The organism is Pseudomonas lundensis, assembly GCF_001042985.1.
Lineage (GTDB): Bacteria > Pseudomonadota > Gammaproteobacteria > Pseudomonadales > Pseudomonadaceae > Aquipseudomonas > Aquipseudomonas lundensis.
Genome location: NZ_JYKY01000025.1, coordinates 39,723 through 62,115, shown reverse-complemented (window position 1 = coordinate 62,115; position 22,393 = coordinate 39,723). Strand labels below are relative to the sequence as shown.

General features: G+C 63.3%; 18 protein-coding genes. 15 read left to right on the top strand and 3 right to left on the bottom strand.

Features of this window, described 5'->3' with window-relative positions; all coding sequences use genetic code 11:
* The first annotated feature begins 56 nt into the window (after nt 1-56).
* Nucleotides 57-2,054 carry an acyltransferase family protein gene (locus TU74_RS18105; RefSeq protein ID WP_048377246.1) on the top strand — a complete coding sequence of 666 codons (1,998 nt, stop codon included), beginning with the start codon at nt 57-59 and terminating at the stop codon, nt 2,052-2,054.
* Here TU74_RS18105 and TU74_RS18100 read toward each other — a convergent pair.
* Complete coding sequence (locus TU74_RS18100) at nt 2,046-3,338, bottom strand: glycosyltransferase (protein WP_048377245.1); 1,293 nt, start codon at nt 3,336-3,338, stop codon at nt 2,046-2,048. The two genes, TU74_RS18105 and TU74_RS18100, sit on opposite strands and share 9 nt — an antisense overlap.
* Nucleotides 3,339-3,501: 163 nt before the next feature.
* Between TU74_RS18100 and TU74_RS18095 the strand changes: the two genes are divergently transcribed.
* The 5 genes from TU74_RS18095 (at nt 3,502) to TU74_RS18075 (ending at nt 10,916) form a co-directional block, all read left to right on the top strand.
* The gene (locus TU74_RS18095) at nt 3,502-4,689 is read left to right on the top strand and encodes an acyl-CoA dehydrogenase family protein (RefSeq protein ID WP_048377244.1); all 1,188 of its coding nucleotides are present in this window, start codon (nt 3,502-3,504) and stop codon (nt 4,687-4,689) included.
* A gap of 113 nt (nt 4,690-4,802) precedes the next feature.
* Entirely contained in the window at nt 4,803-6,548 is a 1,746-nt protein-coding gene (locus TU74_RS18090; RefSeq protein WP_048377243.1) for an FAD-binding protein, read from the top strand.
* Nucleotides 6,545-8,248 (top strand): FAD-binding protein, encoded by a 1,704-nt coding sequence (locus tag TU74_RS18085; RefSeq protein ID WP_048377242.1) that lies wholly within the window; start codon nt 6,545-6,547, stop codon nt 8,246-8,248. Before TU74_RS18090 ends, TU74_RS18085 begins: the two co-directional genes overlap by 4 nt.
* A 9-nt stretch (nt 8,249-8,257) precedes the next feature.
* Nucleotides 8,258-9,289 (top strand): ferredoxin--NADP reductase, encoded by a 1,032-nt coding sequence (locus TU74_RS18080; RefSeq protein WP_048377241.1) that lies wholly within the window; start codon nt 8,258-8,260, stop codon nt 9,287-9,289.
* Between the two features lie 19 nt (nt 9,290-9,308).
* Nucleotides 9,309-10,916 (top strand): FadD3 family acyl-CoA ligase, encoded by a 1,608-nt coding sequence (locus TU74_RS18075; protein WP_048377240.1) that lies wholly within the window; start codon nt 9,309-9,311, stop codon nt 10,914-10,916.
* A gap of 53 nt (nt 10,917-10,969) precedes the next feature.
* Here the strand turns inward: TU74_RS18075 and TU74_RS18070 are convergent, their stop codons facing one another.
* The gene (locus TU74_RS18070) at nt 10,970-11,755 is read right to left on the bottom strand and encodes an enoyl-CoA hydratase (protein ID WP_169835776.1); all 786 of its coding nucleotides are present in this window, start codon (nt 11,753-11,755) and stop codon (nt 10,970-10,972) included.
* Between the two features lie 143 nt (nt 11,756-11,898).
* On the opposite strand from TU74_RS18070, the gene TU74_RS18065 reads away from it, so the two are divergent.
* From TU74_RS18065 to TU74_RS18025, 9 genes are all read left to right on the top strand, one after another.
* Entirely contained in the window at nt 11,899-12,684 is a 786-nt protein-coding gene (locus TU74_RS18065; RefSeq protein WP_048377239.1) for an SDR family oxidoreductase, read from the top strand.
* A gap of 54 nt (nt 12,685-12,738) precedes the next feature.
* Entirely contained in the window at nt 12,739-13,716 is a 978-nt protein-coding gene (locus TU74_RS18060) for a bifunctional MaoC family dehydratase N-terminal/OB-fold nucleic acid binding domain-containing protein (RefSeq protein WP_048377238.1), read from the top strand.
* Nucleotides 13,717-13,726: 10 nt separating this feature from the next.
* Nucleotides 13,727-14,860 (top strand): acyl-CoA dehydrogenase family protein, encoded by a 1,134-nt coding sequence (locus TU74_RS18055; protein WP_048377237.1) that lies wholly within the window; start codon nt 13,727-13,729, stop codon nt 14,858-14,860.
* Nucleotides 14,832-15,251, top strand: coding sequence for a MaoC family dehydratase (locus TU74_RS18050; protein ID WP_047276748.1), 420 nt, complete (start codon nt 14,832-14,834; stop codon nt 15,249-15,251). Before TU74_RS18055 ends, TU74_RS18050 begins: the two co-directional genes overlap by 29 nt.
* An 18-nt stretch (nt 15,252-15,269) precedes the next feature.
* Nucleotides 15,270-16,448, top strand: a complete 1,179-nt coding sequence (locus tag TU74_RS18045) for a lipid-transfer protein (protein ID WP_048377236.1) — start codon at nt 15,270-15,272, stop codon at nt 16,446-16,448.
* A 10-nt stretch (nt 16,449-16,458) separates the two neighbouring features.
* Complete coding sequence (locus tag TU74_RS18040) at nt 16,459-17,628, top strand: acyl-CoA dehydrogenase family protein (protein ID WP_047282380.1); 1,170 nt, start codon at nt 16,459-16,461, stop codon at nt 17,626-17,628.
* 98 nt (nt 17,629-17,726) lie between these two features.
* Nucleotides 17,727-18,917 (top strand): acyl-CoA dehydrogenase family protein, encoded by a 1,191-nt coding sequence (locus TU74_RS18035; protein ID WP_048377235.1) that lies wholly within the window; start codon nt 17,727-17,729, stop codon nt 18,915-18,917.
* Nucleotides 18,918-18,927: 10 nt separating this feature from the next.
* Nucleotides 18,928-20,067, top strand: coding sequence for an acyl-CoA dehydrogenase family protein (locus TU74_RS18030; RefSeq protein WP_048377234.1), 1,140 nt, complete (start codon nt 18,928-18,930; stop codon nt 20,065-20,067).
* Nucleotides 20,068-20,104: 37 nt separating this feature from the next.
* Nucleotides 20,105-21,793 (top strand): class I adenylate-forming enzyme family protein, encoded by a 1,689-nt coding sequence (locus TU74_RS18025; protein WP_048377233.1) that lies wholly within the window; start codon nt 20,105-20,107, stop codon nt 21,791-21,793.
* Here the strand turns inward: TU74_RS18025 and TU74_RS24385 are convergent.
* Nucleotides 21,783-22,007, bottom strand: a complete 225-nt coding sequence (locus TU74_RS24385) for a BcsE family c-di-GMP-binding protein (protein WP_262502316.1) — start codon at nt 22,005-22,007, stop codon at nt 21,783-21,785. The two genes, TU74_RS18025 and TU74_RS24385, sit on opposite strands and share 11 nt — an antisense overlap.
* Between the last annotated feature and the right edge of the window lie 386 nt (nt 22,008-22,393).

Here is a 22,393-nt window from a genome sequence, read left to right as displayed (position 1 = left end):
ACCCGACGCCAAGTTAGTGTCAAAGCGGTCAATTATCCGCGTGCGCAGGTTCCTCAATGTCCAGACACTCTCGTTCCTATATCCCCGGCATTGATGGCCTGCGGGCCATTGCCGTGCTTTCTGTCATCATCTTCCACACCGATTACCTGAACATTCTGCCCGGCGGGTTTGTCGGGGTGGACATGTTCTTTGTCATTTCGGGCTATGTCATCAGCCAATCGCTGAGTGAACGATCGTCTGGCGGTTTGATTGGGTATCTGGGGGATTTTTATCGACGTCGTTGTGCGCGCATTCTTCCTGCATTGTTGTGTGTACTGCTGGTCAGCTTTGTGCTGTCTGCGATGTTCATGCCGCAGTTTTGGCTCAGTGACCATATCAATCGCACCGGGCTCGCTGCTTTCTTGGGGCTGAGCAATGGGGTGCTGGCATTGCACACCGACACCTATTTTTCCCCCGGTAGCGACCTCAATCCTTTTCTTCATACGTGGTCATTAGGGGTTGAAGAACAGTTTTATGTGCTGTTTCCCGCGTTGTTTTGGGTGTGGCTACGGTATCGCGAACGCTCTTTTGTTGCGCGGATGCTGCTGCCAATGTTGGCGTTTGTATCACTGGTCACGTGTGCGCTGCAGACAACGACCGCGCCATTGTCGGCGTTTTACCTTTTGCCCGGTCGTTTTTGGGAATTGGCCGCCGGGGCAATGCTGTTTCAGGTCATTGGTGCCCGACGAGGCTCTTTAGCCTCAGCGCCACTGGCCAACGCTGCGTTAGTGTCTGGCGCGGCTTTTTTGATTGTCAGTTTTTGGTTCGCCCGGCCTGAGCAGTTTCCGTTTCCGTGGGCGTTAGTCACGGTGCTGGGTACGTTGTTGATGCTGTCGGCCATCCTATTACCCGCGCCCCACGTTGCCTCGCCGCTGCTAAGGGTGCTGCAATGCCGGACACTGACGTATATCGGTTTATTGTCCTATTCGCTGTACCTGTGGCACTGGCCCGTCAGGGTGTTTTTTAAGTGGACGACGGGATTGGAGTTGGTTTGGGTGCAGTGGGTGTATCCCGTACTGGTTTTTTCGCTGGCCGCGATGTCGTATCACTGGATTGAAAGACCCGTCCGCTCAAGCATCTCGCTGCGCCAGCGGTCACCGGTGCTGACGCTCGCCATGAGCGGCGCGGCAGTGGTTTTTTTCGTATTGACCTCAGTTGCCATCACCCGTAACACAGAACAGCTATCACTGAGTCAGACCCGAGACACTTATACCTGGTACGCCTATCGCCATTGGCCAAGAGATCCCTTGGCAACGGTCGACGATCCGCGTTTGCAAGGTCGACAGTTGTTCGTCATGGGCGATTCTCACGCAGCCGCTTACCGTACCTTGTTCACGTTGATTTCCCAACAATTGGGGGTCAAGGTCATCGAGTATGAGCGTGGGGGGTGTGGCGTACTGACCTTGCTCGCGAGCGACTCGGCCAAATGTGCGCCACCTCGCGAAGCTGATTTCAAGGACATTGAGGCGCGTGCCCGGCCGGGTGACATCGTGTTTCTCCCCTCGTTGCGGATGCCTGAACTTCAGGGGATCGGCTGGGCCAGAGGCCAAGAAGCGGTCGTCAGTGAGCTGCTAGCCCGTATTGAGCGTGATCAGCCAGCAGCAGAGGCGTCGGCGCTAGCGACGCTGAGCAGGCTGTACGCGCTTGACGTGCAGGTGTTGGTCGAAGCACCCAAACCGCTGTTCAAGGCCGCACCCAGCCGCTGTTCTGACTGGTTCAATCAGATGAATCCGGTGTGCGCGCCGGGGCTGACAATGGTTCGCAGCACATTGCAAAAGTTGAGCGCGCCACAAAGGGCATTGCTGGTACGTCTGCAACAGCGGTATCCCGCGCTGGCCGTGTGGGATCCGTTCCCGGTGCTGTGCCCGACGGCCATGTGTTCGGCCTATGACCCCAAAAACGGCAAACCGCTGTTCTTTGATTCCAACCACCTCAGTGGCCACGGCAATCGCGTGCTGGCGCCATCCTTCAGTGCCGCACTACAAGCCCTGTGGGGGATCACGCCGTTAGAGTGAGCGGTTTTTGGCCTCAATCCACTGCGCCATGTATTGCGTACTTTTGTGATGGTGATGGCGCAACATGGCCCCGGTGAAATTGTTGCGACGATGACGTTGAAGGTCGACACGACAGGCCTCGATACGCTGCACCAGCGCCGGGCCATGAACGCTCTGCTGATAGCGCGCAGCCAGCAATGCCCGGCCATGGTCTTGAGCCTGCTGCCACGCGGCCTCGTTGCGGTACAACTCGATGGCCGCGGCGGCAAGCGCGGTTGCCGAAGTGGCAATGGCCCCGGCCCAGGGCAAGTCACCGTGCATGCCCTCAGCGCCGACTGGTGTGGTGACGTTGGGGGTGCCGCACAGCATGGCGTCAGCGATTTTGCCCTTGATGCCTGCCCCAAAGCGCAAGGGCGCCAGGCAGACCCGCGCCTGGCGCATCACCGCCAGGGCATCCTCGGCCCAGTTGAGGACATGGAACCCCTGGGCCGGGTTATGCAAGGCGGTGGCCTTGGGCGGGGTATAAGCGCCATAAATGTGTAACTGGGCATCCGGCAGTTGCTGACGGATCAGCGGCCAGGCCGTGGTCTTCATCCACAGCACCGCGTCCCAGTTTGGCGCATGGCGAAAGTTGCCGATGCTCAAGAAGTGCTGGCGCTGCGCGTAGGGCACAAACGTTTCGGGCACGCCCTCGACCATCAGCGGGCACAGGTGCAGCAAGGCGTTGGGGACGTGAAACTGCTCCACCAGCAAGTCGATCTCGTAGTCGGAAATCATCAGGTTCAGGTCGCTGCGGTAAATCGCGGCCAGCTCGCGCTGCGCGAGGTCGGTGTCGGCCATGTGCTCGAAGATCGCATGCGGGGCAGGGGCGAACAGCGCGCTGAAATCGTCCAGGTCAGCGTCGTGTTTGAGGCGCGCCTTGAGCTGCTGATGGCGGGCGTCGCGCAGGCTTTGCAGGTCTGAGGTTTCCAGCACCCGCAGGGCCTGGGGGCAGTGTTTCTCGACCCGCCAGCCGAATTGTTCCTCCATCATGAAACGGTCAAATAGCACGATGTCCGGCGCCAGTTCCCGGATGAAGGTATCGAAACTGCTGTTGTTCAGCGCGATGCTGATCTCGTCGATCCCCAGCGCCGCCAGATCCGCCTTGTGCTCGCCCACGCCTGCGGGGCTGCTGAACGTGATGTGCCAGCCCTGCTGCAAAAAACTCTCGATGATTTGCATCATGTGCCCACCGGCCGCGGACGAGCGCGGTTCCGGCCACACGTAACCGATGATCAGGACGCGGGTGGGGGCAGTTGACGACATGGGGCAGTTCCTTGAAACACGGAGGCTGAAAAAAGGCGGCAATTAAACCACAACGGGGTTGGGGCTAGTCCGCTTTGACGATGATGGCCGCCGTCACAGGCCGGATTATTCGTCACAGACCGCCCGCGCATTCGCGCAGCGAGAGACTGACGGAGAACCAAAGATGGACCCGACCCGAGTGAAAAGTCCGATAGAGCTTGAGCTGCTGGAACGCGCACGCACCCTGATCCCGGCCCTGCAAAGCCGTTCGGTCCAGGCCGACAAAGACTGCAAGCTGCCGGATGCCACGGTGCGCGACTTGCAGGAAACCGGTTTGCTGCGCGCCTTGCAGCCCAAGGCGTGGGGTGGTCACGAAGTGGACATCCGCACGTTCTTTGAAATCCAGATGATCCTGGCCGAAGGCTGCATGTCCACGGCCTGGGTGTTTGGCGTGATGGGCGTCCACCCGTGGCAACTGGCCCGCTACCCGGAACAGGCCCAGCGCGACGTGTGGGGCGAAGACAGCGCGGCGCTGGTGGCCTCCACCTACATGCCGGTGGCCAAGGTGACGCCGGTCAAAGGCGGGTATCAGGTCAGCGGCCGCTGGGGGTTTTCCAGTGGCAGCCAACACGCGCAGTGGTGTTTCCTCGGCGGCATTGTGCCGCAAGACGAAACCGGCCCCACCGAGCATGGGACCTTCCTGCTTCCGGCCAGCGATTACCGGATTGAACAGAACTGGGACGTGTTGGGCCTGCGCGGCAGCGGCAGTCACGACATTGTGGTCGAAGACGTTTTCGTGCCCGCCCACCGCGTACAACGCACCAACAACTACAGCGTCGAAGCCACCCCCGGCCGCTTGATCAACACCAACCCGATGTACTCGATCCCGTTCGCCCAGGTGTTTGCCCGGGCGGTCTCGACCTCGGCCATTGGTGCCTTGCAAGGGGCGATCAACGCGTTTCGCGACAACGCTGCCGGGCACATTGGCAAGCATGGCGCCAAAACCGCCGAAGACCCGGCCGCGCAAGCCGCCGTGGCAGAAGCGATCATCACCGTGGACGCCCTGAAACTGGTGTTGGCGCGCAACTACGGGCACTTGTTGGCGCTGGCCGAAGCGGGCCAGTACCCGGATGTCGAAACGCGCCTGTTGTATCGCTATCAGTCGTCCCACGTGACCAACGTGTGCGCCGACCGCGCCAGCGACCTGCTGCGGTGCATGGCGGCTTCGGGGCTGTACAGCGGCAACCCGGTGGCGCGGTATTTTCGCGACCTGCATCAAGCGCGTGGGCACATCGCCAACAATGAGGCGGCTTACCGGCGCAGTTACGGGCTGGTGCAACTGGGCCTGCCCAACGCCGACCCGTTTGTCTAATCGGCCCCCCACGCGTTGACCGCACCGCGCCCGTCGCTGCCCGTGAATGCTCACGGCAGTGGCGGGCGTGACGTCAGCATGAATTTCAGACCTCAGCGGATGGCACAACAACAATGACGGCTCAAGTTCAGTCTCAGTCCAGCTATGACGTGATCGTGGTCGGCTCCGGTGCCGGCGCCATGACCTCGGCCCTGTTCGCCGCCGATCAGGGCCTTTCGGTGCTGATTGTCGAAAAAAGTAACCAGTATGGAGGGACGTCGGCCATCTCCGGCGGCGGCATCTGGATCCCCAACAACCATTACTTCAAAGCCAAAGGCGGGCACGACAGCCCCGAGCTGTCGATGCAATACCTCAAGGCGGCGACCGGTGAACACGGCGATGAGGCGCGTCTGCAGGCCTATCTGGACAATGCCGCGCCGATGATCAAAGCACTGACGCACACCAGTCGTGTGCGGTATGCGGTGGCGGAAAAATACCCCGATTATTACCCGCACCTGCCCGGCGCCTTGCCGGGTGGGCGAACGCTGGACCCGGAGTTGTTCGACACCAGCCTGCTGGGTGACGAGCTGGCGAACCTGCGTAAGCCGTCTCCCTCCACTTTGCTGATGGGGCGCATCGCCTGGACCGCACGGGACGCGCACACCGCCATGGCCCGCAGTTTTGGCTGGCAATGGCTGATTTTCAAATTGATGGCGCGCTACAAACTGGATTTCAAATGGCGCCGTAAAAGCAAATTTGATCGCCGCGCGGCGCTGGGCAGCTCGCTGGTGGCGTCACTGCGCCGCTCGCTGATGGACCGCAACGTGCCGCTGTGGCTGAACACCGATTTTGAAGAGCTGCTGGTCGACGATCAGCGCGTGACCGGGATTAAAGTCCGCAGCGCGGGCAACGTGCTGACGCTCAAGGCGCGGCGCGGGGTGATTTTTGGTTCGGGCGGCTTTGAGCAGAATCAGGCCTTGCGCGAGCAATTCTTGCCGCAACCGACCCGTGCCATCTGGAGCGCCACGCCACCGGGCAACAACACCGGGGCTGCGTTGCAAGCGGGGCTGAAGGCCGGGGCTGCCACGGCCTTGATGGACTGGGCCTGGTGGGCGCCGACCATTGCCGTGCCCGGTGAAGAAAAACCCCGTGGGGTGTTTGCCGAACGGGCGTTTCCGGGCGCCATCGTGGTTAACAGCCTCGGCCACCGGTTTGTCAACGAAGCGGCCCCGTACCTTGAATTTGTCGATGCCATGTACAAAGACAACCTCAAGACCGGCGGGCGTTCGGTGCCCGCGTGGGTCATTTTTGACGGGCACTTCCGTTTCCATTACGCGATGGGCCCGTTGATGCCCGCCCAAGTGGCGCCTGACAGCCGCTTGCGCAAAGAGTGGCTCAACACCGTGTACTGGAAAGCCGACAGCCTGGAGGCCTTGGCCGCGCAAATCGGCGTCGATGCCCAGGGCTTGGGCGATACCGTGCAAAAGATCAATCACTACGCCCAGACCGGTGAAGACCTGGACTTCGCCCGGGGCGGCAATGTTTTTGACCGCTATTACGGCGACAGCAATATCACCCCCAACCCGTGCCTGGCCCCGATTCGTAAAGGCCCGTTTTACGCCATGCGCCTGGACGCGGGCGACATCGGCACCAAAGGCGGCCTGCTGACCAATCAACACGCCCAAGTGGTGCGTGCCGATGGCCAGCCGATTGCCGGGCTGTACGCCATTGGCAACTGTTCGGCGTCGGTGATGGGCACCAGCTATCCGGGGGCCGGTGGCACCCTCGGTCCGGCCATGACCTTCGGCTACATCGCCGCCCATCACATCGCCCGCCACGCGCCGGTGGCGTTGGCGGCCAAAGCCGAGGCGGCGGTATGAGCCGCCCGGCCGCGCAACACACCAGCAACACCGACATCCTCGCGCCCCTGCGCGCGGGCGATGTGGCCGAGGATGCCTGGCACGACAGCTGTGACGTGCTGGTGATTGGCTGGGGCGCAGCGGGCGCGTGTGCCGCGCTCGAAGCTCGTGCCCACGGCGCCCAGGTGATCGTTGCCGACCGTTTTACCGGCGGCGGGGCCAGCGCCAAGAGCGGCGGCGTGGTCTACGCAGGCGGCGGCACCCGGCAACAGCGGGCGGCCGGTTTTGATGACAGCCCGCAAGCGATGTTCGATTACCTGAAACACGAAACCGGGGGCGTCATCCGCGACGACACCCTGCGCCAATTCTGCGCAGACAGCGTCAGCAACCTGAACTGGCTCGAAAGCCACGGCGCAACGTACGCCCACAGCGTGCCACCGGGCGGCAAGACCTCGTACCCGTCCGATGGCTACTTCCTGTATTACTCCGGCAACGAGCTGGTGCCGTCCCACAGCGGCCCGCAAGCGCCAGCGCCTCGCGGCCATCGCACGGTGGGCAAGGGCCAGTGCGGAGCAGTGTTGTATGGCCACCTGCAAGACGCTTGCCTGCGCGCCGGGGTCCAGCCGTTGCTGCAAGCGGCCGCCCGGCGTCTGGTGATCGACGACGCGGGCAGCGTGATCGGTGCCGAACTGTGGCGCCTGCCGACCGGCTCGCGCGAGGCCCGGCAACATGCCCGCCTGGCGGCACGGGCTGAGCGCCTGCAGAACTTCGCCCCCGGGTATTGCGACCGTTTGCGCCAGACCGTCAGTCAACTGGAACGCGAGCATGCCCGGCCGGTGCTGATACGGGCGCGCAAGGGCGTGATTCTGAGCACGGGCGGGTTCATCTTCAATCGCGACCTGATCCGCGAACATGCTCCTAAATTTCGCCGCAACTTCAAGGTCGGCGCCACCGGCTGCGATGGCAGCGGCCTGCGTCTGGGCCAATCGGTGGGCGCGCAGAGTGACCGCCTGAGTCGGGTGTCGGCCTGGCGCTTTATCAACCCGCCGTTTTGCTGGCCCAAAGGCATTGTGGTCAACACCGAAGGCCGCCGGTTTTGCAACGAAGAAGTCTACGGCGCCACCCTCGGCCAGCCGCTGTGCGAAGAGCAGGGCGGTAAAGCCTGGCTGGTGCTGGATGCACGCTTGCGCAAGCAGGCGATTCGTCAGGCGCTGTTTGACGGTTACTGGTGGTTTCAGGCGTTGCCAGCGCTGGCGTTGATGCTGCTCAAAGTGCGCAAGGCTCGCGATGCGTCGCAACTGGCCGCCGCCTGCGGCATGCACGGCGCCACGCTGGAATCTGCCTTGCAAGCCTACAACGCAGGGGCGCGCGGTACGGCGCCCGATGCGTTTGGCAAATCGCCGGGCAGCCGTCAGGTGCTGGATCAAGGCCCGTTCTATGCCTGTGACATCAGCGTCAGCAACCCGGTGTTTCCGTTGGGCGCGCTGACCTTGGGCGGCCTCAAAGTGGACGAGCACACCGGCGCAGTACTGGACGGCCACGGCCAACCCATTGCCGGGCTGTACAGCGCCGGGCGAACCGCCATCGGCATCGCCTCGCACTTGTACATCAGCGGCCTGTCGCTGGCCGATTGCGTGTTTTCCGGTCGCCGCGCCGGCAAGGCCGTGGCGATCGGCAAGCAGGCGCGGTCTTTCGCGCACGACGTTGCCAGCCTGGGATGAGTATTTGACATGACCACACCCGCTTACCATGCCCTGCGCGTTGCGCGCATCATCACCGAAACCCCGGACGCCCGCTCTGTGGTGTTTGACGTGCCGCCCGCGCTGCGCGAGCAGTTCACCTACAAACCCGGCCAGTTTCTGACCCTGCGCGTGCCGTTCGAAGGCCGTTGGTTGCCGCGCTGTTATTCGTTGTCCAGCACGCCGCTGCACGATGAGCCGCTGCGCGTGACCATCAAGCAGGTGCGTGACGGCCGCGCCTCCAACTGGTTGTGCCAGCACCTGCGCGAGGGCGATCACCTGGACGTGCTCGCGCCAGCAGGGGCCTTCGTGCCACGCCACTTTGACGATGACTTTGTGCTGTTTGGCGGCGGCAGCGGGGTGACGCCCGTGCTGTCGATCCTGCGCACGGCGCTGATTACCGGCAGCGGGCGGATTTTGCTGATCTACGCCAATCGCGATGAAGCCTCGGTGATCTTCGCCGCCGAGTTGAAGGCCCTGGCCAGCGCCCACCCGCAGCGGCTGCAGGTCATTCATTGGCTGGATTCGGTGCAAGGCATTCCGGCGGTGGCGCAACTGGCCGAAATCGCCCGTCCCTGGGCCCATGCCCAGGCGTTTATCTGTGGCCCCGGCCCTTTCATGGACGCCGCCGTCAGTGCCCTGCAAGGGCTGGGCATGCCACACGGGCGCATTCACGTGGAGCGCTTTGTCTCGCTGCCCGAAGAAGGCAGCGTGCCCGCGTTGCCCGCCGTGAACCCCGAGGGCGTCAGCAGCCAATTGTCGGTACGCCTCGACGGCGAAGAGTTCGAGCTGCCGTGTGCCGAGGGCGAAACCCTGCTCAGCGCCATGCAGCGCGCCGGGTTGAGCCCGCCCAGTTCGTGCCTGGTGGGGTCGTGTGCCACCTGCATGTGTACGGTCGAGCGCGGCGCGGTCGAGATGCTGCGCAACGAGGCCCTCGATCAGCAGGAACTTAGCGAAGGCTGGGTGCTGGCCTGCCAGTCCATCCCGCGCAGTGAACAGTTACGCGTGTGTTTCCCCGAATAATTCGCCAGACGAGTGACCGATGAATTCCAGCCATGACCCCCTGCGGGACGCCACGCCAAACCTGCCGCGCTCCATCCCACACTTGTTGCAGCAAGCGGCGCAACAGCATGCCGGGCGCACGGCCATTGAAGAAGATGGGCAGTGCACGGACTATCGGGACTTGCCCCGACTGGCCCTGGCCGTAACCCGCAGCCTGATGGCGCTGGGCATCGAGAAGGGCGACCGGGTGGCAATCTGGGCACCCAATGGCCGGGACTGGATCCTCGCCGCACTCGGTATCCATTGCGCGGGAGCGGTCATGGTGCCGATCAACACCCGCATGAAAGGCAACGAGGCGGCCGACATCCTGCAGCGCAGCGGCAGTCGCGTGCTGTTTGTGCAGCCGAGCTTTCTGGGCATTGATTACCCGGCCATGCTTGCCCCGCATCGTCCGGCCAGCCTTGAGCAGCTGATCCTGCTGGGTCAACCACCGGTTGCCAGTGAGCGCGACCTGGGCTGGCCCGTGTTCCTGAGCCAGGGCGCGACGGTCAGTGAAAGCCTCGCGCAGGCGCGAGCGGCCAGTGTGCAGAGCACCGACCTGAGCGACTTGCTGTTCACCTCCGGGACCACGGGTAAACCCAAAGGCGTGATGAGCGCCCACGGGCAAAACCTGCGCGCCTTCAGCGAGTACGTGAAGGTGATTGGCTTGCAGGCGGGCGACCGTTATCTGGTGATCAATCCGTTTTTCCATGCTTTTGGCTACAAGGCGGGCTGGCTGACCTGCCTGCTGGCCGGGGCGACCATCTTGCCGCACGCGGTGTTTGACGCCGAAGCGGTGTTTCAGCGCATTGGCGCCGAGCGCATCAACGTGCTGCCGGGGCCGCCCACGCTGTATTTGTCGATGCTCGCCCACCCCAAACTGGCTGAGACCGATTTATCCAGCCTGCGAATTGCGGTGACGGGCGCGGCCACGATTCCGCCGATCCTGATTGAGCGCATGCGCCATGAACTGGGGTTTGCTGTCGTCACCACGGCCTATGGGCTGACCGAGTGCGGCGGCCTGGCGACCCTCTGTGACCCGCACGACGCGGCCGAAACCATCGCCGGGACCAGCGGGCGGGCGATTCCCGGCACCGAGGTGAGCATTCGCGACCCGCAAAACCACGCGTTGCCAGCGGGTAGCACGGGCGAGATCTGCCTGCGCGGTTTTCATGTGATGCAAGGCTACTTCGAAGACCCCGAGGCCACCGCGCAGACCATTGACCGCGAAGGCTGGCTGCACACCGGCGACATTGGCGTGCTGGATGACGCGGGAAACCTGCGCATCACCGACCGCCTCAAAGACATGTTCATCGTGGGCGGCTTCAACTGCTACCCGGCCGAAATCGAGGCCGGGCTGCTGGAGCACCCGGCAGTTGCACAGGTTGCGGTGATCGGTATTCCCGATGAGCGCATGGGGGAGGTGGGCTGCGCCTGCGTGGTGCTGCGCCACGGCCAGTCGCTGGATGAAACGCAGCTGATTCAATGGGCGCGCACGCACATGGCCAACTACAAAGTGCCACGGCAGGTGCGGTTCTTTGAGGCGCTGCCGGTCAATGCGTCGAACAAAGTGGCGAAGAATGAGCTGCGCAGTGCTGTGAGTGCTTGAGTGATTGCACCGCCAGCCTGCGCCACCCCCTGGAGGTGGGCGCAGGCTCGGCGTTACTTGCCTTCGAACTGCGCGGCGCGTTTTTCGATGAACGCCTGCATGCCCTCCTTCTGATCCCGCGACGCAAACAGTAACGCATTGGCTTTGCGCTCCAGTGCCAACCCGGTCTCCAGCGGCCCGTCCATCCCGGCCAGGATCACTTCTTTGATTTGCTCGGCGGCCAGCGGGGGCATCGCGGCAATCTGCCGGGCAATCTCCAGTGCATGGGCCTGTACCTGATCATCGTCCACCAGATCGCTGACCAGCCCGGCCGTCCAGGCTTCTTCGGCGCTGATGGGCTGTCCGGTCAAGGCCATGCGCATGGCTTTGACCTTGCCCACGGCCCGCACCAGCCGCTGGGTGCCGCCGATGCCCGGCATGATGCCGATGCGGATTTCCGGCTGGCAAAATTTTGCCCCGCGTCCGGCGACGATGATGTCTGCCAGCATCGCCAGCTCACAGCCGCCGCCATAGGCGTAGCCGCACACCGCAGCGATCACCGGCTTGGGGCAGTGCTGGATGGGCGCCCATAGCCGTTCGGTGTGACGCTGATAAATCTCGATCGGGCCGACCCCGGCCATGCTGTTGATGTCACCGCCGGCAGCAAACACCTTCTCGCCGCCCGTGAGCAGGATGCAGCGCACCTGAGGATTGTCGGCCAGTGCCACGAAATAGCGCGACAGCAAGGCCTGTAATTCAAGGCTCAGGGCATTGGTGGCCTGGGGCCGGTTGAGCCGTAACAGGGCGACGCCCGGGCTCGGGAATTGGAGCAAAACCGGGTCGGTGGAGGGGGCTGACATGGCGGTCCTCATAAGCGGTGGCTGGCAGTGCAGCGTGCGCTGAAGTGTTGCGTCGGCGGGGCGCGGCTTCATCGTCCGTTCAGACGACGAGCCCCCGCGAATAAGCCCCTAGAGTGGCTCCATCAGAAGAAAAGGAGCACCTCATGGGCCACTGCTCAGGACTCGATTACACCGACAAGGTGGTGCTGATCACCGGCGGCACCAAAGGCATCGGCGCCGGTATTGCGTGCAGCTTTTTGCAGGCTGGCGCGCGGGTGATTGTGTGTGGCCGCAGCGCGCCTCAAGCACTGCCGCAAGCGGGCGGGGCGCAGGCGATCTTCATGGCCTGCGATGTGCGTGACCCGGACTCGCTCAAGGCCCTGTTCGAGGGCATCCGTGCCGACTTCGGGCATCTGGATGTGCTGGTCAACAACGCCGGTGGCAGCCCTGCGGCCGAGGCGGCCAGCGTTTCGCCGCGTTTTCATGAGGGCATCATTCGCCTGAACCTGATTGCGCCCCTGAATGTGGCGCAACAGGCCAACGTTTTGATGCAGCAGCAGGCCAACGGCGGCTGCATCGTGTTTATCGGCAGCATCAGCGCCTTGCGGGCGTCACCGGGTACGGCGGCCTATGGCGCGGCCAAGGCCGGGGTGCTGGCGCTGGTGCAATCGCTGGCGGTGGAGTGGGCGCCCAAGGTGCGCGTGGTGGCCGTCAGTCCGGGGCTGGTGCGCACCGAGCAATCGCATTTGCATTACGGCGATGAACAGGGCGTGGCCGCTGTTAGCGCCGGGATCCCGGCCGGGCGCATGGCGGTGCCCGAAGACATTGGTAACGCCTGCCTGTTTATCGCCTCGCCCATGGCCGGGTATGCCAGCGGCTGCAACCTGTTGTTGCACGGCGGTGGCGAACGCCCGGCCTTTCTGGGTGCCGCGCAGAACGCCGGGCATTGATCAACCCTTTGCGGCAACCCGCCGGTTGCCGCGCTCATCGCGCAGGAGACGAACTTGGCTGATTCTCAATTGCTAACCGACGTGCGCGCCCTGGTGGGGCGCGAATATGGTCGCGTGTACGCCTGGGACGACGTCAACGCCCCAATGATTCGCCAGTGGTGCGAAATCATGGGCATCGACAACCCGCTGTACACCGACCCTGCCTTTGCGGCCAACAGTGATCAGGACGGGCTGGTAGCGCCGCCCTCGATGTTGCAGGTGTGGTGCATGGAAGGCTTTCACGCCAACCATTACCCGCCGGGCTCAACCACCGAAAACCCTTACGAAGTGCTCAAACTGATCGAGTCCTACGGGTACCCGTCCGTGGTGGCGGTGAACTCGGAACTGACCTTCAACCGCAACCTGCGTCCCGGCGAAAAGCTCTACTACACCACGCGCCTGGATTCAGTGGGCGACGAGAAAACCACAGGGTTGGGCACCGGGTTTTTCGTCACGCTGGTGATGCAGTATTTCGTTGAGCATAAAAGCGGTGATGAAGCCGTCGGGGAGCTGTTGTTCCGCGTCTTCAAGTTCCGCCCGGCGCACCCGCAAACCGCGCCCCAAGCTCCGGCTGACGCGAACGCTGCACCGGTGGCCAAACGCCCCAAGCCGGGCATGAGCGACGACACGCGGTTTTTCTGGGAAGGCTGCGACGCGGGCACGTTGCTGATTCAGCGGTGCACCCAGTGCCAGACCTTGCGCCATCCGCCAGCGCCGGTGTGCATCGAATGCCATTCCTTTGATTGGGACAGCGTGCAGGCCAGCGGCCGCGGGCAGCTGTACTCGTTCGTGATCATGCATTACCCCGAAGTCGCGCCGTTCGATCATCCCAATCCCATTGGCCTGATCGAGCTGCAAGAGGGCGTGCGCATGGTGGCCGGGCTGACCGGGGTCGCGCGCGAGGACTTGCGCATCGGCCAGCCCGTGCAGCTGGAGTTCCAGACCTTTGACGGCGAGCTGACCTTGCCGCTGTTCCGGCCTGTGGCCGAGTAAGGGGGCGCGTATGGATTTCGAATTCACAGACGATCAGCACGCGATCGCGGACATGGCCGGCAGTGTGTTTGCCGACTATTGCACCGACGACCGCTTGCGCCAGTTCGATACCGGTCACCAGGCCTACATGGAGCCGTTGTGGGAACTGTGTATAGAGACTGGCCTGCAAGCCTTGGCCATCCCCGAAGCGCAGGGCGGCAGCGGGTTGGGCATGACCGACCTGATGCAGGTGCTGCAGGCGCAAGGCCAGGCGTTGGGGCAAGTGCCCTTGTGGCGCCACCAACTGGCGGCGGCCACGCTGGCGCGCTTCGGTGATGACTCATTACAGGCCTGGGCCGCGGAGGCGGCGGCCGGACGGGCGTTGCTGACGCTGGACCTGGGCGGGTTGCACAGCGCCCTCGGGGTGCAGTTGCACGCGACCCCCCATGCCGGGGGCTGGCGGGTCAATGGCCGGGTGTCGGCACTGGCATTGGCCGAACAGTCGCAGGCGGCGCTGTTGCCGGTCATGGCGCAAGGGCAACCGCGACTGGCCTGGATCGAACTGGCGTCCAAGGGCATCAAGCACGTGCCGGGGCGCATGACCCACGGCGAGGCCATCGCTGACCTGCACCTTGAGGGGGTGAGCCTCAGTGCCGCGCAGTTGCTGCCGGTCGCGGCCCTGCAATGGCTCGAACCCCGAGCCACGGCAGCGCTGGCCGCCTTGCAACTGGGGGTGAGTGCCGAACAGTTGCGGCGCACCGTGGCATACGTGTCCGAGCGGCGTCAGTTCGACCGCGCCATCGGCAGTTTTCAGGCGGTGCAAATGAGCATGGCAGATGCCCACATTGCCCTCGAAGCCCTGCGCAGTTGCCTCTGGCAGTTGTGTTACCGCCTCGATGCGGGCCTGCCGGCGCCGTCCGAAGCCCTGGCCACGGCCTGGCAGGCGTGCGAAGCCGGGCACCTGATCGGGCATAACGCGCAACACGTACATGGCGGCATTGGCGTCGACCTGACGTACCCGATGCACCGTTTTCTCTACTGGAGCCGGGCCCTGGGCAATGCGCTGGGCGGTTCGGCCGCCAGCCTTGAACGCCTCGGCCATTGGCTGAGCCACCACGACACGCTGGGATGGAAATATGACCTCGAAGAACACCAAGCGCTTTGACGACGTGCGCCCTGGCGAGACCCTGCCGGAACTGGCGATTCCTATCACCGTGGGCCTGATTACCGGAGGGGCGATTGCCACGCGCGATTACTTCCCCGGCCATCACGACCTGCAAGCGGCGCAGGCGCTGGGGTCGCCGCACATCTTCATGAATATCCTCACCACCAACGGTCTGGTGCAGCGTTATGTCGAAGCATGGGCAGGCCCGCAGGCACGTTTTACGTCGCTGAAAATCAAGCTGGGGGCACCGAATTACCCCGGCGACTGCATGACCTTCAACGGCGCAGTCAGCCATCAAGACGCGGCCACGCGCACGGTTGAAATCACCCTCAGCGGCAAAAATTCCATGGGCAACCACGTGACCGGCACGGTCGCGCTGGTTTTGCCCTGACAGCGGGAGGCAGTTCACATGTCGCAATCGTCACTCTCCGGGCGCGCCGCCATTGTCGGTCTGGGCGCCACCGAATTCTCGAAAAACTCCGGGCGCACCGAACTGCGCCTGGCGCTGGAAGCCACGTTGGCGGCCCTCAAAGACGCAGGCATTAACCCCGCCGACGTGGAGGGGTTCAGTTCGTACTCGGTGGACAAAGTGCCCGAGTATGAAATCGCCCGCTTGCTGGGCTGCAAAGACGTCAAGTTTTTCTCCCAGGTGCCCCACGGCGGTGGCGCGGCCTGCGCACCGATCATGCACGCGGCAATGGCCGTGGCCACCGGGGTCGCCAAGGTAGTCGTGGTGTACCGCGCCATGAACGAGCGTTCGTGGTACCGCTTTGGCAGCGGCAGCTATGGCTTTGCGTCCACGCCGATTTTCGAGAACGTCAATTACGGCTGGTACATGCCCCACGGCCTGCACACGCCAGCGTCCTGGGTCGGCATGTTCGCCCAGCGCTACATGCACACCTATGGCGCCACCTCGCAAGATTTCGGTCGCGTGGCCGTGGCCGTGCGTGACTTTGCCGCCACCAACCCGGCGGCGTTTTTTTACGGCAAGCCGATCACCCTGGAGGAGCATCAGGCCTCGCGTTGGATCTGCGAGCCGTTGCATTTGCTCGATTGCTGTCAGGAGTCCGATGGCGCCGTGGCCATGGTCATCACCTCGGCCGAGTACGCCAAAGACCTGCGCCAGAAACCGGTGATGATCAAGGCCGGCTCCCAGGGCATCACGTCGGGCCAGCAGATCATGACGTCGTTTTACCGCGACGACATCACCGGGCTGCCGGAAATGGGCGTGGTTGCCAAAGAACTGTATCGCCAGTCAGGGCTGGGCCCGGAGGCGCTGCAAACCGCCATTATTTACGACCACTTCACGCCGTTTGTACTGCCGCAACTCGAAGAGTTCGGGCTGTGCGAGCGGGGCCAGGCCAAGGAGTTCATCCGCGCCGGGCACCATGCCCGTGGCGGCAAGTTCCCGATCAACACCCATGGCGGGCAATTGGGCGAAGCCTATATCCACGGCATGAACGGCGTGGCCGAAGCGGTACGGCAAGTGCGGGGCAGCGCGGTCAACCAGGTGGATGACGTGCACAACGTGCTGGTCACCGCCGGTACGGGCGTGCCCACCAGCGGTTTGATTCTCGGCGCAGCCTAAGGAGTTATTTATGTTCGTCGACCTCACGCCCGAACAACATGCCCTGCGCCATACCGTGCGCGACTACTTTCAACAGCTGATGACCCCGGCCTTGCGCGAACAATTGCGCGGCAAGGAAGGGGGTGAGCTGTACCGCGACACCATCCGCCAGATGGGGCGCGATGGCTGGCTGGCGGTGGGCTGGCCCAAGGAACACGGCGGTCAGGGGTATGGCCCGACCGAGCAGTTCATCTTTTTCGAAGAAGCCAACATCGCCGGGGCGCCGCTGCCTTTCGTGACCATCAGCACCGTGGGCCCGGCGTTAATGGCGTACGGCACTGAGGCGCAGAAGGCCAAATTTTTGCCGGGTATCGCGGCCGGGGAAATCATCTTTGCCATCGGTTATTCCGAGCCTGAGGCCGGCAGCGACCTGGCGATGCTCAAAACCTCGGCGCGCCGGGAGGACGATCACTTCGTGGTCAATGGCAACAAGCTCTGGACCTCGGGCGCGGAGTCGGCGGATTACATCTGGCTGGCCGCGCGTACCGACCCTGAGCGGCCACGGCACAAGGGCGTGTCGATCCTGATTCTCGACACCCGCGCCGAGGGTTTTTCGACCACGGTCATCCCGACCACCAGCAACCCGACGGCCGCTACCTACTACGACAACGTGCGCGTGCCGCAGGACATGTTGGTGGGCGAGTTGCACGGCGGCTGGAAGCTCATCACGGCCCAACTCAACCACGAACGGCTCGGCCTTGGGGCGTGGTCGGACAAGGTCGTGGGCCTGTTCCGGCGTGTCTGGGCGTGGGCGCGCCAGCCCGATGAAAACGGCGTGCGGGCCGTCGATACCGCGTGGGTGCGGGCCGGGCTGGCCGAGTGCTATGCACGGCTGGAAGCCATGCGCCTGATTAACCTGCGCATCGCTGCCGATCTGGAGCGTGAGCGCATGGATGTGGCGCTGGCGTCCACCACCAAGGTGTACGGCTCGGAGTCGGGGATCGAGATTCTGCGCGTGCTGAGCACCATCGTCGGTGCCAGTGGGCTGGTGCGCAGCGGTTCGGCGGCTGCCGTGTTGCACGGCGACCTGGAGTACGAAGTGCGCGCCTCAGTGACCCTGACCTTTGGCGGCGGCACCAATGAAATCCAGCGCGAGCTGATTGCCCAGTTCGGCCTGGGCATGCCACGCACGCAGCGTTAACCCGTTTCACAGCCTGCCTTCGCGCCAGCCGCGACGCGCTGTCAGGGGGCCAGGCTGTGCAAGGGCTGTTCGTTTCCCAGGATCAACAGGTGAATCACATGAGCGCGATTGAGCAGTTCAGAGAACAAACCCAAAGGTGGCTTGAGGCCAATTGCCCGCCCTCCCAGCGCAAGGCGATCCCGGAAGGGGAACTGGTATGGGGCGGCCGGGAGGTGGCGTTTGCTGGTGATGACGCCCGGGTCTGGTTTGAGCGCATGCGCGACAAAGGCTGGTTTTGCCCCGACTGGCCGGTTGAATACGGCGGCGGTGGCTTGAGCCCGGAATACAACGCAGTGCTGGAGAGCGAACTGCGCCGCCTCAAATGCCGCCCGCCACAGATCAACCTCGGCATCTGGATGCTGGGCCCGGTGCTGTTGGAATTCGGCACTGAAGAACAGAAAAAAGCGCTGTTGACCCCCATGACCCTGGGCGAAGTGCGTTGGTGTCAGGGGTTTTCCGAACCCAATGCGGGGTCGGACCTGGCCAGCCTGAAAACCTCGGCGCGGGACGCGGGCGACCATTTTGTGGTGGACGGCAGCAAAATCTGGACTTCCTACGGCGACAAGTCGGACTGGATGTACGCGTTGGTGCGCACCGATCCTGCGGCGAGCAAACACACGGGCATCAGCCTGATCGTGCTCGACATGCAAAGCCCCGGCGTGAGTGTCGCACCGATTGATTTGATCAGCGGCAAATCCGCCTTCTGCCAAGTGTTTTTCGACGGCGTAAAAGTGCCGAAAAGCCAACTGATCGGCCCGCTTAATGGCGGCTGGAATCTGGCCAAGCGCCTGTTGCAACACGAACGCAAAGCCATGTCCAAGTTCGGCGAGTTCAGTTTGCCGACGCATTTTCATCTGTTGCCGCTGGTGCACGAATACCTGCCCGACGCCCAAGGCCTGGGTGAACAGGCGCTGGTGGCGCGCGCGGTTGCGTGCGCGATGAATGAGCAGGCCTGCACCCTGACCGTGCAGCGCATGGGCGAAGAAGCCCGGGCCGGGCAAGACGTCAGCGGTTTGATGTCGATCATGAAGCTGGTGCACACCGAACAGGAGCGCGACAAGCTCGAGGTGCTGCTGGATGTGATGGGCTATCAGGCGCTGGGTTGGGACGCGACGGCGTTCAGTGCGCAGCAACAGGCCATCACTCGCGGCTGGTTGAACAGTTTCGCCCTGACCATCTCGGGCGGCGCCTCGGAAATCCAGCTCAATGTCATCGCCAAGCGGGTCCTCGGCCTGCCTGACGTGAAGTAAGGAACCCACCATGACTCTGCTTTATAGCGAAGAACAACGGCTACTGGCCGACAGCGCCCGCGAGTTTCTGGCGGCGCGCAGCCCGGTGTCACTGCAACGCGCCCTGCGTGATGAGCACCGTGCCTGCGGGTTCGATACTCAGTTGTGGCAAGACGCGGTGGCGCTGGGCTGGAGTGCGATTCCGTTTCCGGAAAACCTCGGCGGGCTGGATTTTGGCTGCATGGGGCTGGGGCCGATTTTCGAATCCATCGGCCACAACCTCAGTGCCTCGCCCTTGTTGTCCAGCGTAGTGCTCAGCGGCTCATTGCTGCACCTGCTGGGCAGCCCGCAGCAGCAGGACGGCTGGCTGTCGTCGGTCATCAGTGGCGAGCGTCGTCTGGCTCTGGCCCTCGACGAGCGCCCGCGGCACAGCCCGCAGAGCGTGAATGTGAGCGCGCGGCCCGAGGACGACGGTTACGTGCTCAACGGCCACAAGTACTTCGTCATCGACGGAGTGGGGGCTGATGCCTATCTGGTGGTGGCGCGTACCGCCGAACAGGGCATCAGCCTGTTTCTGGTGCCCGCCGATGCGCCGGGCGTGACGGTCAGCGCCTTGCCGCTGATTGACTCGCGCAACCATGCGCAAGTGCGTCTGGACCAGGTGCGCCTGGGCGCGCAAGCGTTGCTGGGCGAGGCTGGCGCTGCCGGCCCCGTGCTCACCCGCGTGCTCGACCGTGGCCGGGTGTGCCTGGCGGCGGAACTGCTGGGCATGGCGGAAAAGCTCTTCGAGATGACCCTCGACTACCTCAAGACCCGTGTCCAGTTCGATGTGGCGATCGGTTCGTTCCAGTCGCTGCAACATCGCGCAGCGCAGTTATATGTCGAACTGTCACTGGCGCGCAGCGCGGTCATGGCCGGGCTCGCCGCGCTGGACGATGCGTCCATGACGGGGGTGGAGCGTCAGCGGCTGGCAAGCCTGGCCAAATGGAAAGCCGGCTCCATGGCCGTTCGCGTGGCCAATGAAGCGGTGCAGATGCACGGTGGCATCGGGGTGACCGATGAGCTGGATGTGGGGCTGTTTCTGAAACGCATCCGCGTGGCCCAGGCCTGTCTGGGGGATGCCGACTTCCACTGCGAGCGCTACGCCGCGCTGGAATCCGCGCCCGCCTGAGTCAGCCATAGGCGGTTAACGTCTGGAGAATAACAAGATGAAACTTGAGCAATGGCAGGGCGCCTGGCAGCAATTGATCGGCCCGGGCTCGCCCTATGAAGTGCTGCAAACCCCGGGCAGCGGTCACAAGTATTTTCGCCACACCGCCGCCAACGTGTGGGCGGCCATCGACAGCGGGCGGGTGTACGGGGACCGCGAATTTTTGGTGTGGGAACAGCAGCGGCTGAGCTTCAGCCAGTTTTTCGATCAGGTGGACCGTCTGGCCGGGCAACTGGTGCAGCGTTTTGGTGTGCGCCAAGGCGATCGGGTGGCCATCGCCATGCGCAATCAACCGGCCTGGCTGGTGGCGTTTGCCGCTATCCAGCGTTGCGGTGCGGTGTGTGTGCCGCTCAATAGCTGGGGCCTGCGCGATGAGTTGTTTCATGGCCTGCAAGACAGCAACGCTCAGGTGTGGGTGTGTGATGCGCCACGGTTGCAGTTGCTGGCCGACGACCTGAGCGCACAGAGGCTCGCAACGTTGGTGGTGGGCATGCCTGCGGGCTCGCCACTGCAAGCGCATTGCCACCGCTTCGATGACCTGCTCGCTGAACCGCTCGTGAGCGTCCCGCCAGCAAGGGTCGGGGCCGATGATCCGGCGCTGATTCTCTACACCTCGGGCACCACCAGTCTGGCCAAAGGCGTGCTCTCGACCCACCGCGCAGTGTGTCAGGCGCTGGTGGCGCTGGAGTTTCAGGGCGCGTTTTGCGCGGTGAGTTCACCCGAGCGCATCAGCGTGGTCATCAACAGTGGCTATGCGCCCACCACGTTGATGGCGGTGCCGCTGTTTCATGTCAGCGGGTTGCATGCGCAATTCCTCTTGGCCTTGCGCAGCGGTCGGCGGCTGTTGCTGATGTACAAGTGGGACGTGGAAACCGCCCTCGATCTGATTCGCGATGAGCAATGCACCCAGTTCAACGGTGCCCCGGTGATGATGCAGCAACTGCTGACATCACCGCGCTTCGGCACCGCCGATACCCGCAGCCTGTTCGGCCTCGGTCTGGGCGGGGCGGCCCCGTCCAGCAGCCTGCTGGCGCATTTGACCCAGCGTAAACCCGAGGCCGTGGGCGGCAGCGGCTATGGCCTGACGGAAAGCAATGGCATCGGCGCGGCGATTGGGGGCGATCAGTTCGTCTATAAACCGGCCGCCGCCGGTTGGCCGCTGCCCATCGTGGATGTGCGCATCGGCGACAGCCCCGACCAACCCGTGCCGACGGGCGTCAGCGGGGTGATCTGGCTGCGCTCGCCGACGTTGATGAGTGGCTACTGGAACCAGCCCGAGGCCAGCGCGCTGACCCTGCAAAACGGCTGGCTGGACACCGGTGACATCGGCAGGCTGGATGAGGAAGGCTTCCTCTACATCACCGACCGCGCCAAAGACCTGATCAATCGCGGCGGCGAAAAAATTTCAGCGGCGGAAGTGGAGTCATGCGCCTGCGAAATGCCCGGCGTGATCGAGGCGGCGGCGTTGGCCATGCCCGATGACGACCTGGGTGAAGTGGTGCTGCTGGTTGTGCGCGCCGAGGCGGGCAGAGCCCCGGACAGCGAGGCACTCAAGACCTTCATGGCAGCGCGGCTGGCCAGTTACAAAGTGCCGGCGCGGGTTCACGTGCAGCACACCCCGTTTGAACGCAACGCGTCGGGCAAAACCCTCAAGGGCGTGCTCAAGACGCAGCTGCTCAGCGCCTGATTAGTTTGGTCGGGCCGCGGTCAGGCGCGAGATCGCTGATGATGCTTTGCGGGGTATTGGCGCAGGAAATTAACGTCGCAGGGCTTTGAAGCGGGAGTGCGTCGATGAATTGGCGTGTCAGAATTTTAGCGTCAGGTGCCTGATCGACAGTGGCCCAATAAAGCCCGCCTGTACGCAACGCTATTTGTTGATCCAGTAAGCCCCGGATGGCCAACGTAATTAGAGCCAAGCGAAACGTCCCCCATGTATACGTACGAATTCAAAGTGCGCACTTTCGTTAAAACAACAGCCTACCCCTCTTACGGAGGATTGACATGCGTGAACACACTTTGGCGTCAAACAAATGGCGTAGCTGTTGTATTTAGCGTAGACGATTATTCGTACACATCCCTGTAATTAATTCGTGCACTAAGGTTCTGAAGACCTTTCAGGCACGCCGGAAAAGTTTGCATCCTATCACCGAGAATTCTGCTTTGCTCATGATTTAAAACAACTTTCGTCAATAAAATGCTGCGCAATGCATTTCAGTCATTAAATTGACATTTATGCGCTGTATTGAGGCGTCTAGCGCGCCGGGTTGTGTCGCGCAAGGGTTCAAAG

What these genes read in the sequence shown, in the direction of transcription:
- TU74_RS18105 (WP_048377246.1), top strand. Translation starts at nt 57, where the DNA reads ATGTCCAGACACTCTCGTTCCTATATCCCCGGCATTGATGGCCTGCGG.
- TU74_RS18100 (WP_048377245.1), bottom strand. Translation starts at nt 3,338, where the DNA reads ATGTCGTCAACTGCCCCCACCCGCGTCCTGATCATCGGTTACGTGTGG.
- TU74_RS18095 (WP_048377244.1), top strand. Translation starts at nt 3,502, where the DNA reads ATGGACCCGACCCGAGTGAAAAGTCCGATAGAGCTTGAGCTGCTGGAA.
- TU74_RS18090 (WP_048377243.1), top strand. Translation starts at nt 4,803, where the DNA reads ATGACGGCTCAAGTTCAGTCTCAGTCCAGCTATGACGTGATCGTGGTC.
- TU74_RS18085 (WP_048377242.1), top strand. Translation starts at nt 6,545, where the DNA reads ATGAGCCGCCCGGCCGCGCAACACACCAGCAACACCGACATCCTCGCG.
- TU74_RS18080 (WP_048377241.1), top strand. Translation starts at nt 8,258, where the DNA reads ATGACCACACCCGCTTACCATGCCCTGCGCGTTGCGCGCATCATCACC.
- TU74_RS18075 (WP_048377240.1), top strand. Translation starts at nt 9,309, where the DNA reads ATGAATTCCAGCCATGACCCCCTGCGGGACGCCACGCCAAACCTGCCG.
- TU74_RS18070 (WP_169835776.1), bottom strand. Translation starts at nt 11,755, where the DNA reads ATGTCAGCCCCCTCCACCGACCCGGTTTTGCTCCAATTCCCGAGCCCG.
- TU74_RS18065 (WP_048377239.1), top strand. Translation starts at nt 11,899, where the DNA reads ATGGGCCACTGCTCAGGACTCGATTACACCGACAAGGTGGTGCTGATC.
- TU74_RS18055 (WP_048377237.1), top strand. Translation starts at nt 13,727, where the DNA reads ATGGATTTCGAATTCACAGACGATCAGCACGCGATCGCGGACATGGCC.
- TU74_RS18050 (WP_047276748.1), top strand. Translation starts at nt 14,832, where the DNA reads ATGACCTCGAAGAACACCAAGCGCTTTGACGACGTGCGCCCTGGCGAG.
- TU74_RS18045 (WP_048377236.1), top strand. Translation starts at nt 15,270, where the DNA reads ATGTCGCAATCGTCACTCTCCGGGCGCGCCGCCATTGTCGGTCTGGGC.
- TU74_RS18040 (WP_047282380.1), top strand. Translation starts at nt 16,459, where the DNA reads ATGTTCGTCGACCTCACGCCCGAACAACATGCCCTGCGCCATACCGTG.
- TU74_RS18035 (WP_048377235.1), top strand. Translation starts at nt 17,727, where the DNA reads ATGAGCGCGATTGAGCAGTTCAGAGAACAAACCCAAAGGTGGCTTGAG.
- TU74_RS18030 (WP_048377234.1), top strand. Translation starts at nt 18,928, where the DNA reads ATGACTCTGCTTTATAGCGAAGAACAACGGCTACTGGCCGACAGCGCC.
- TU74_RS18025 (WP_048377233.1), top strand. Translation starts at nt 20,105, where the DNA reads ATGAAACTTGAGCAATGGCAGGGCGCCTGGCAGCAATTGATCGGCCCG.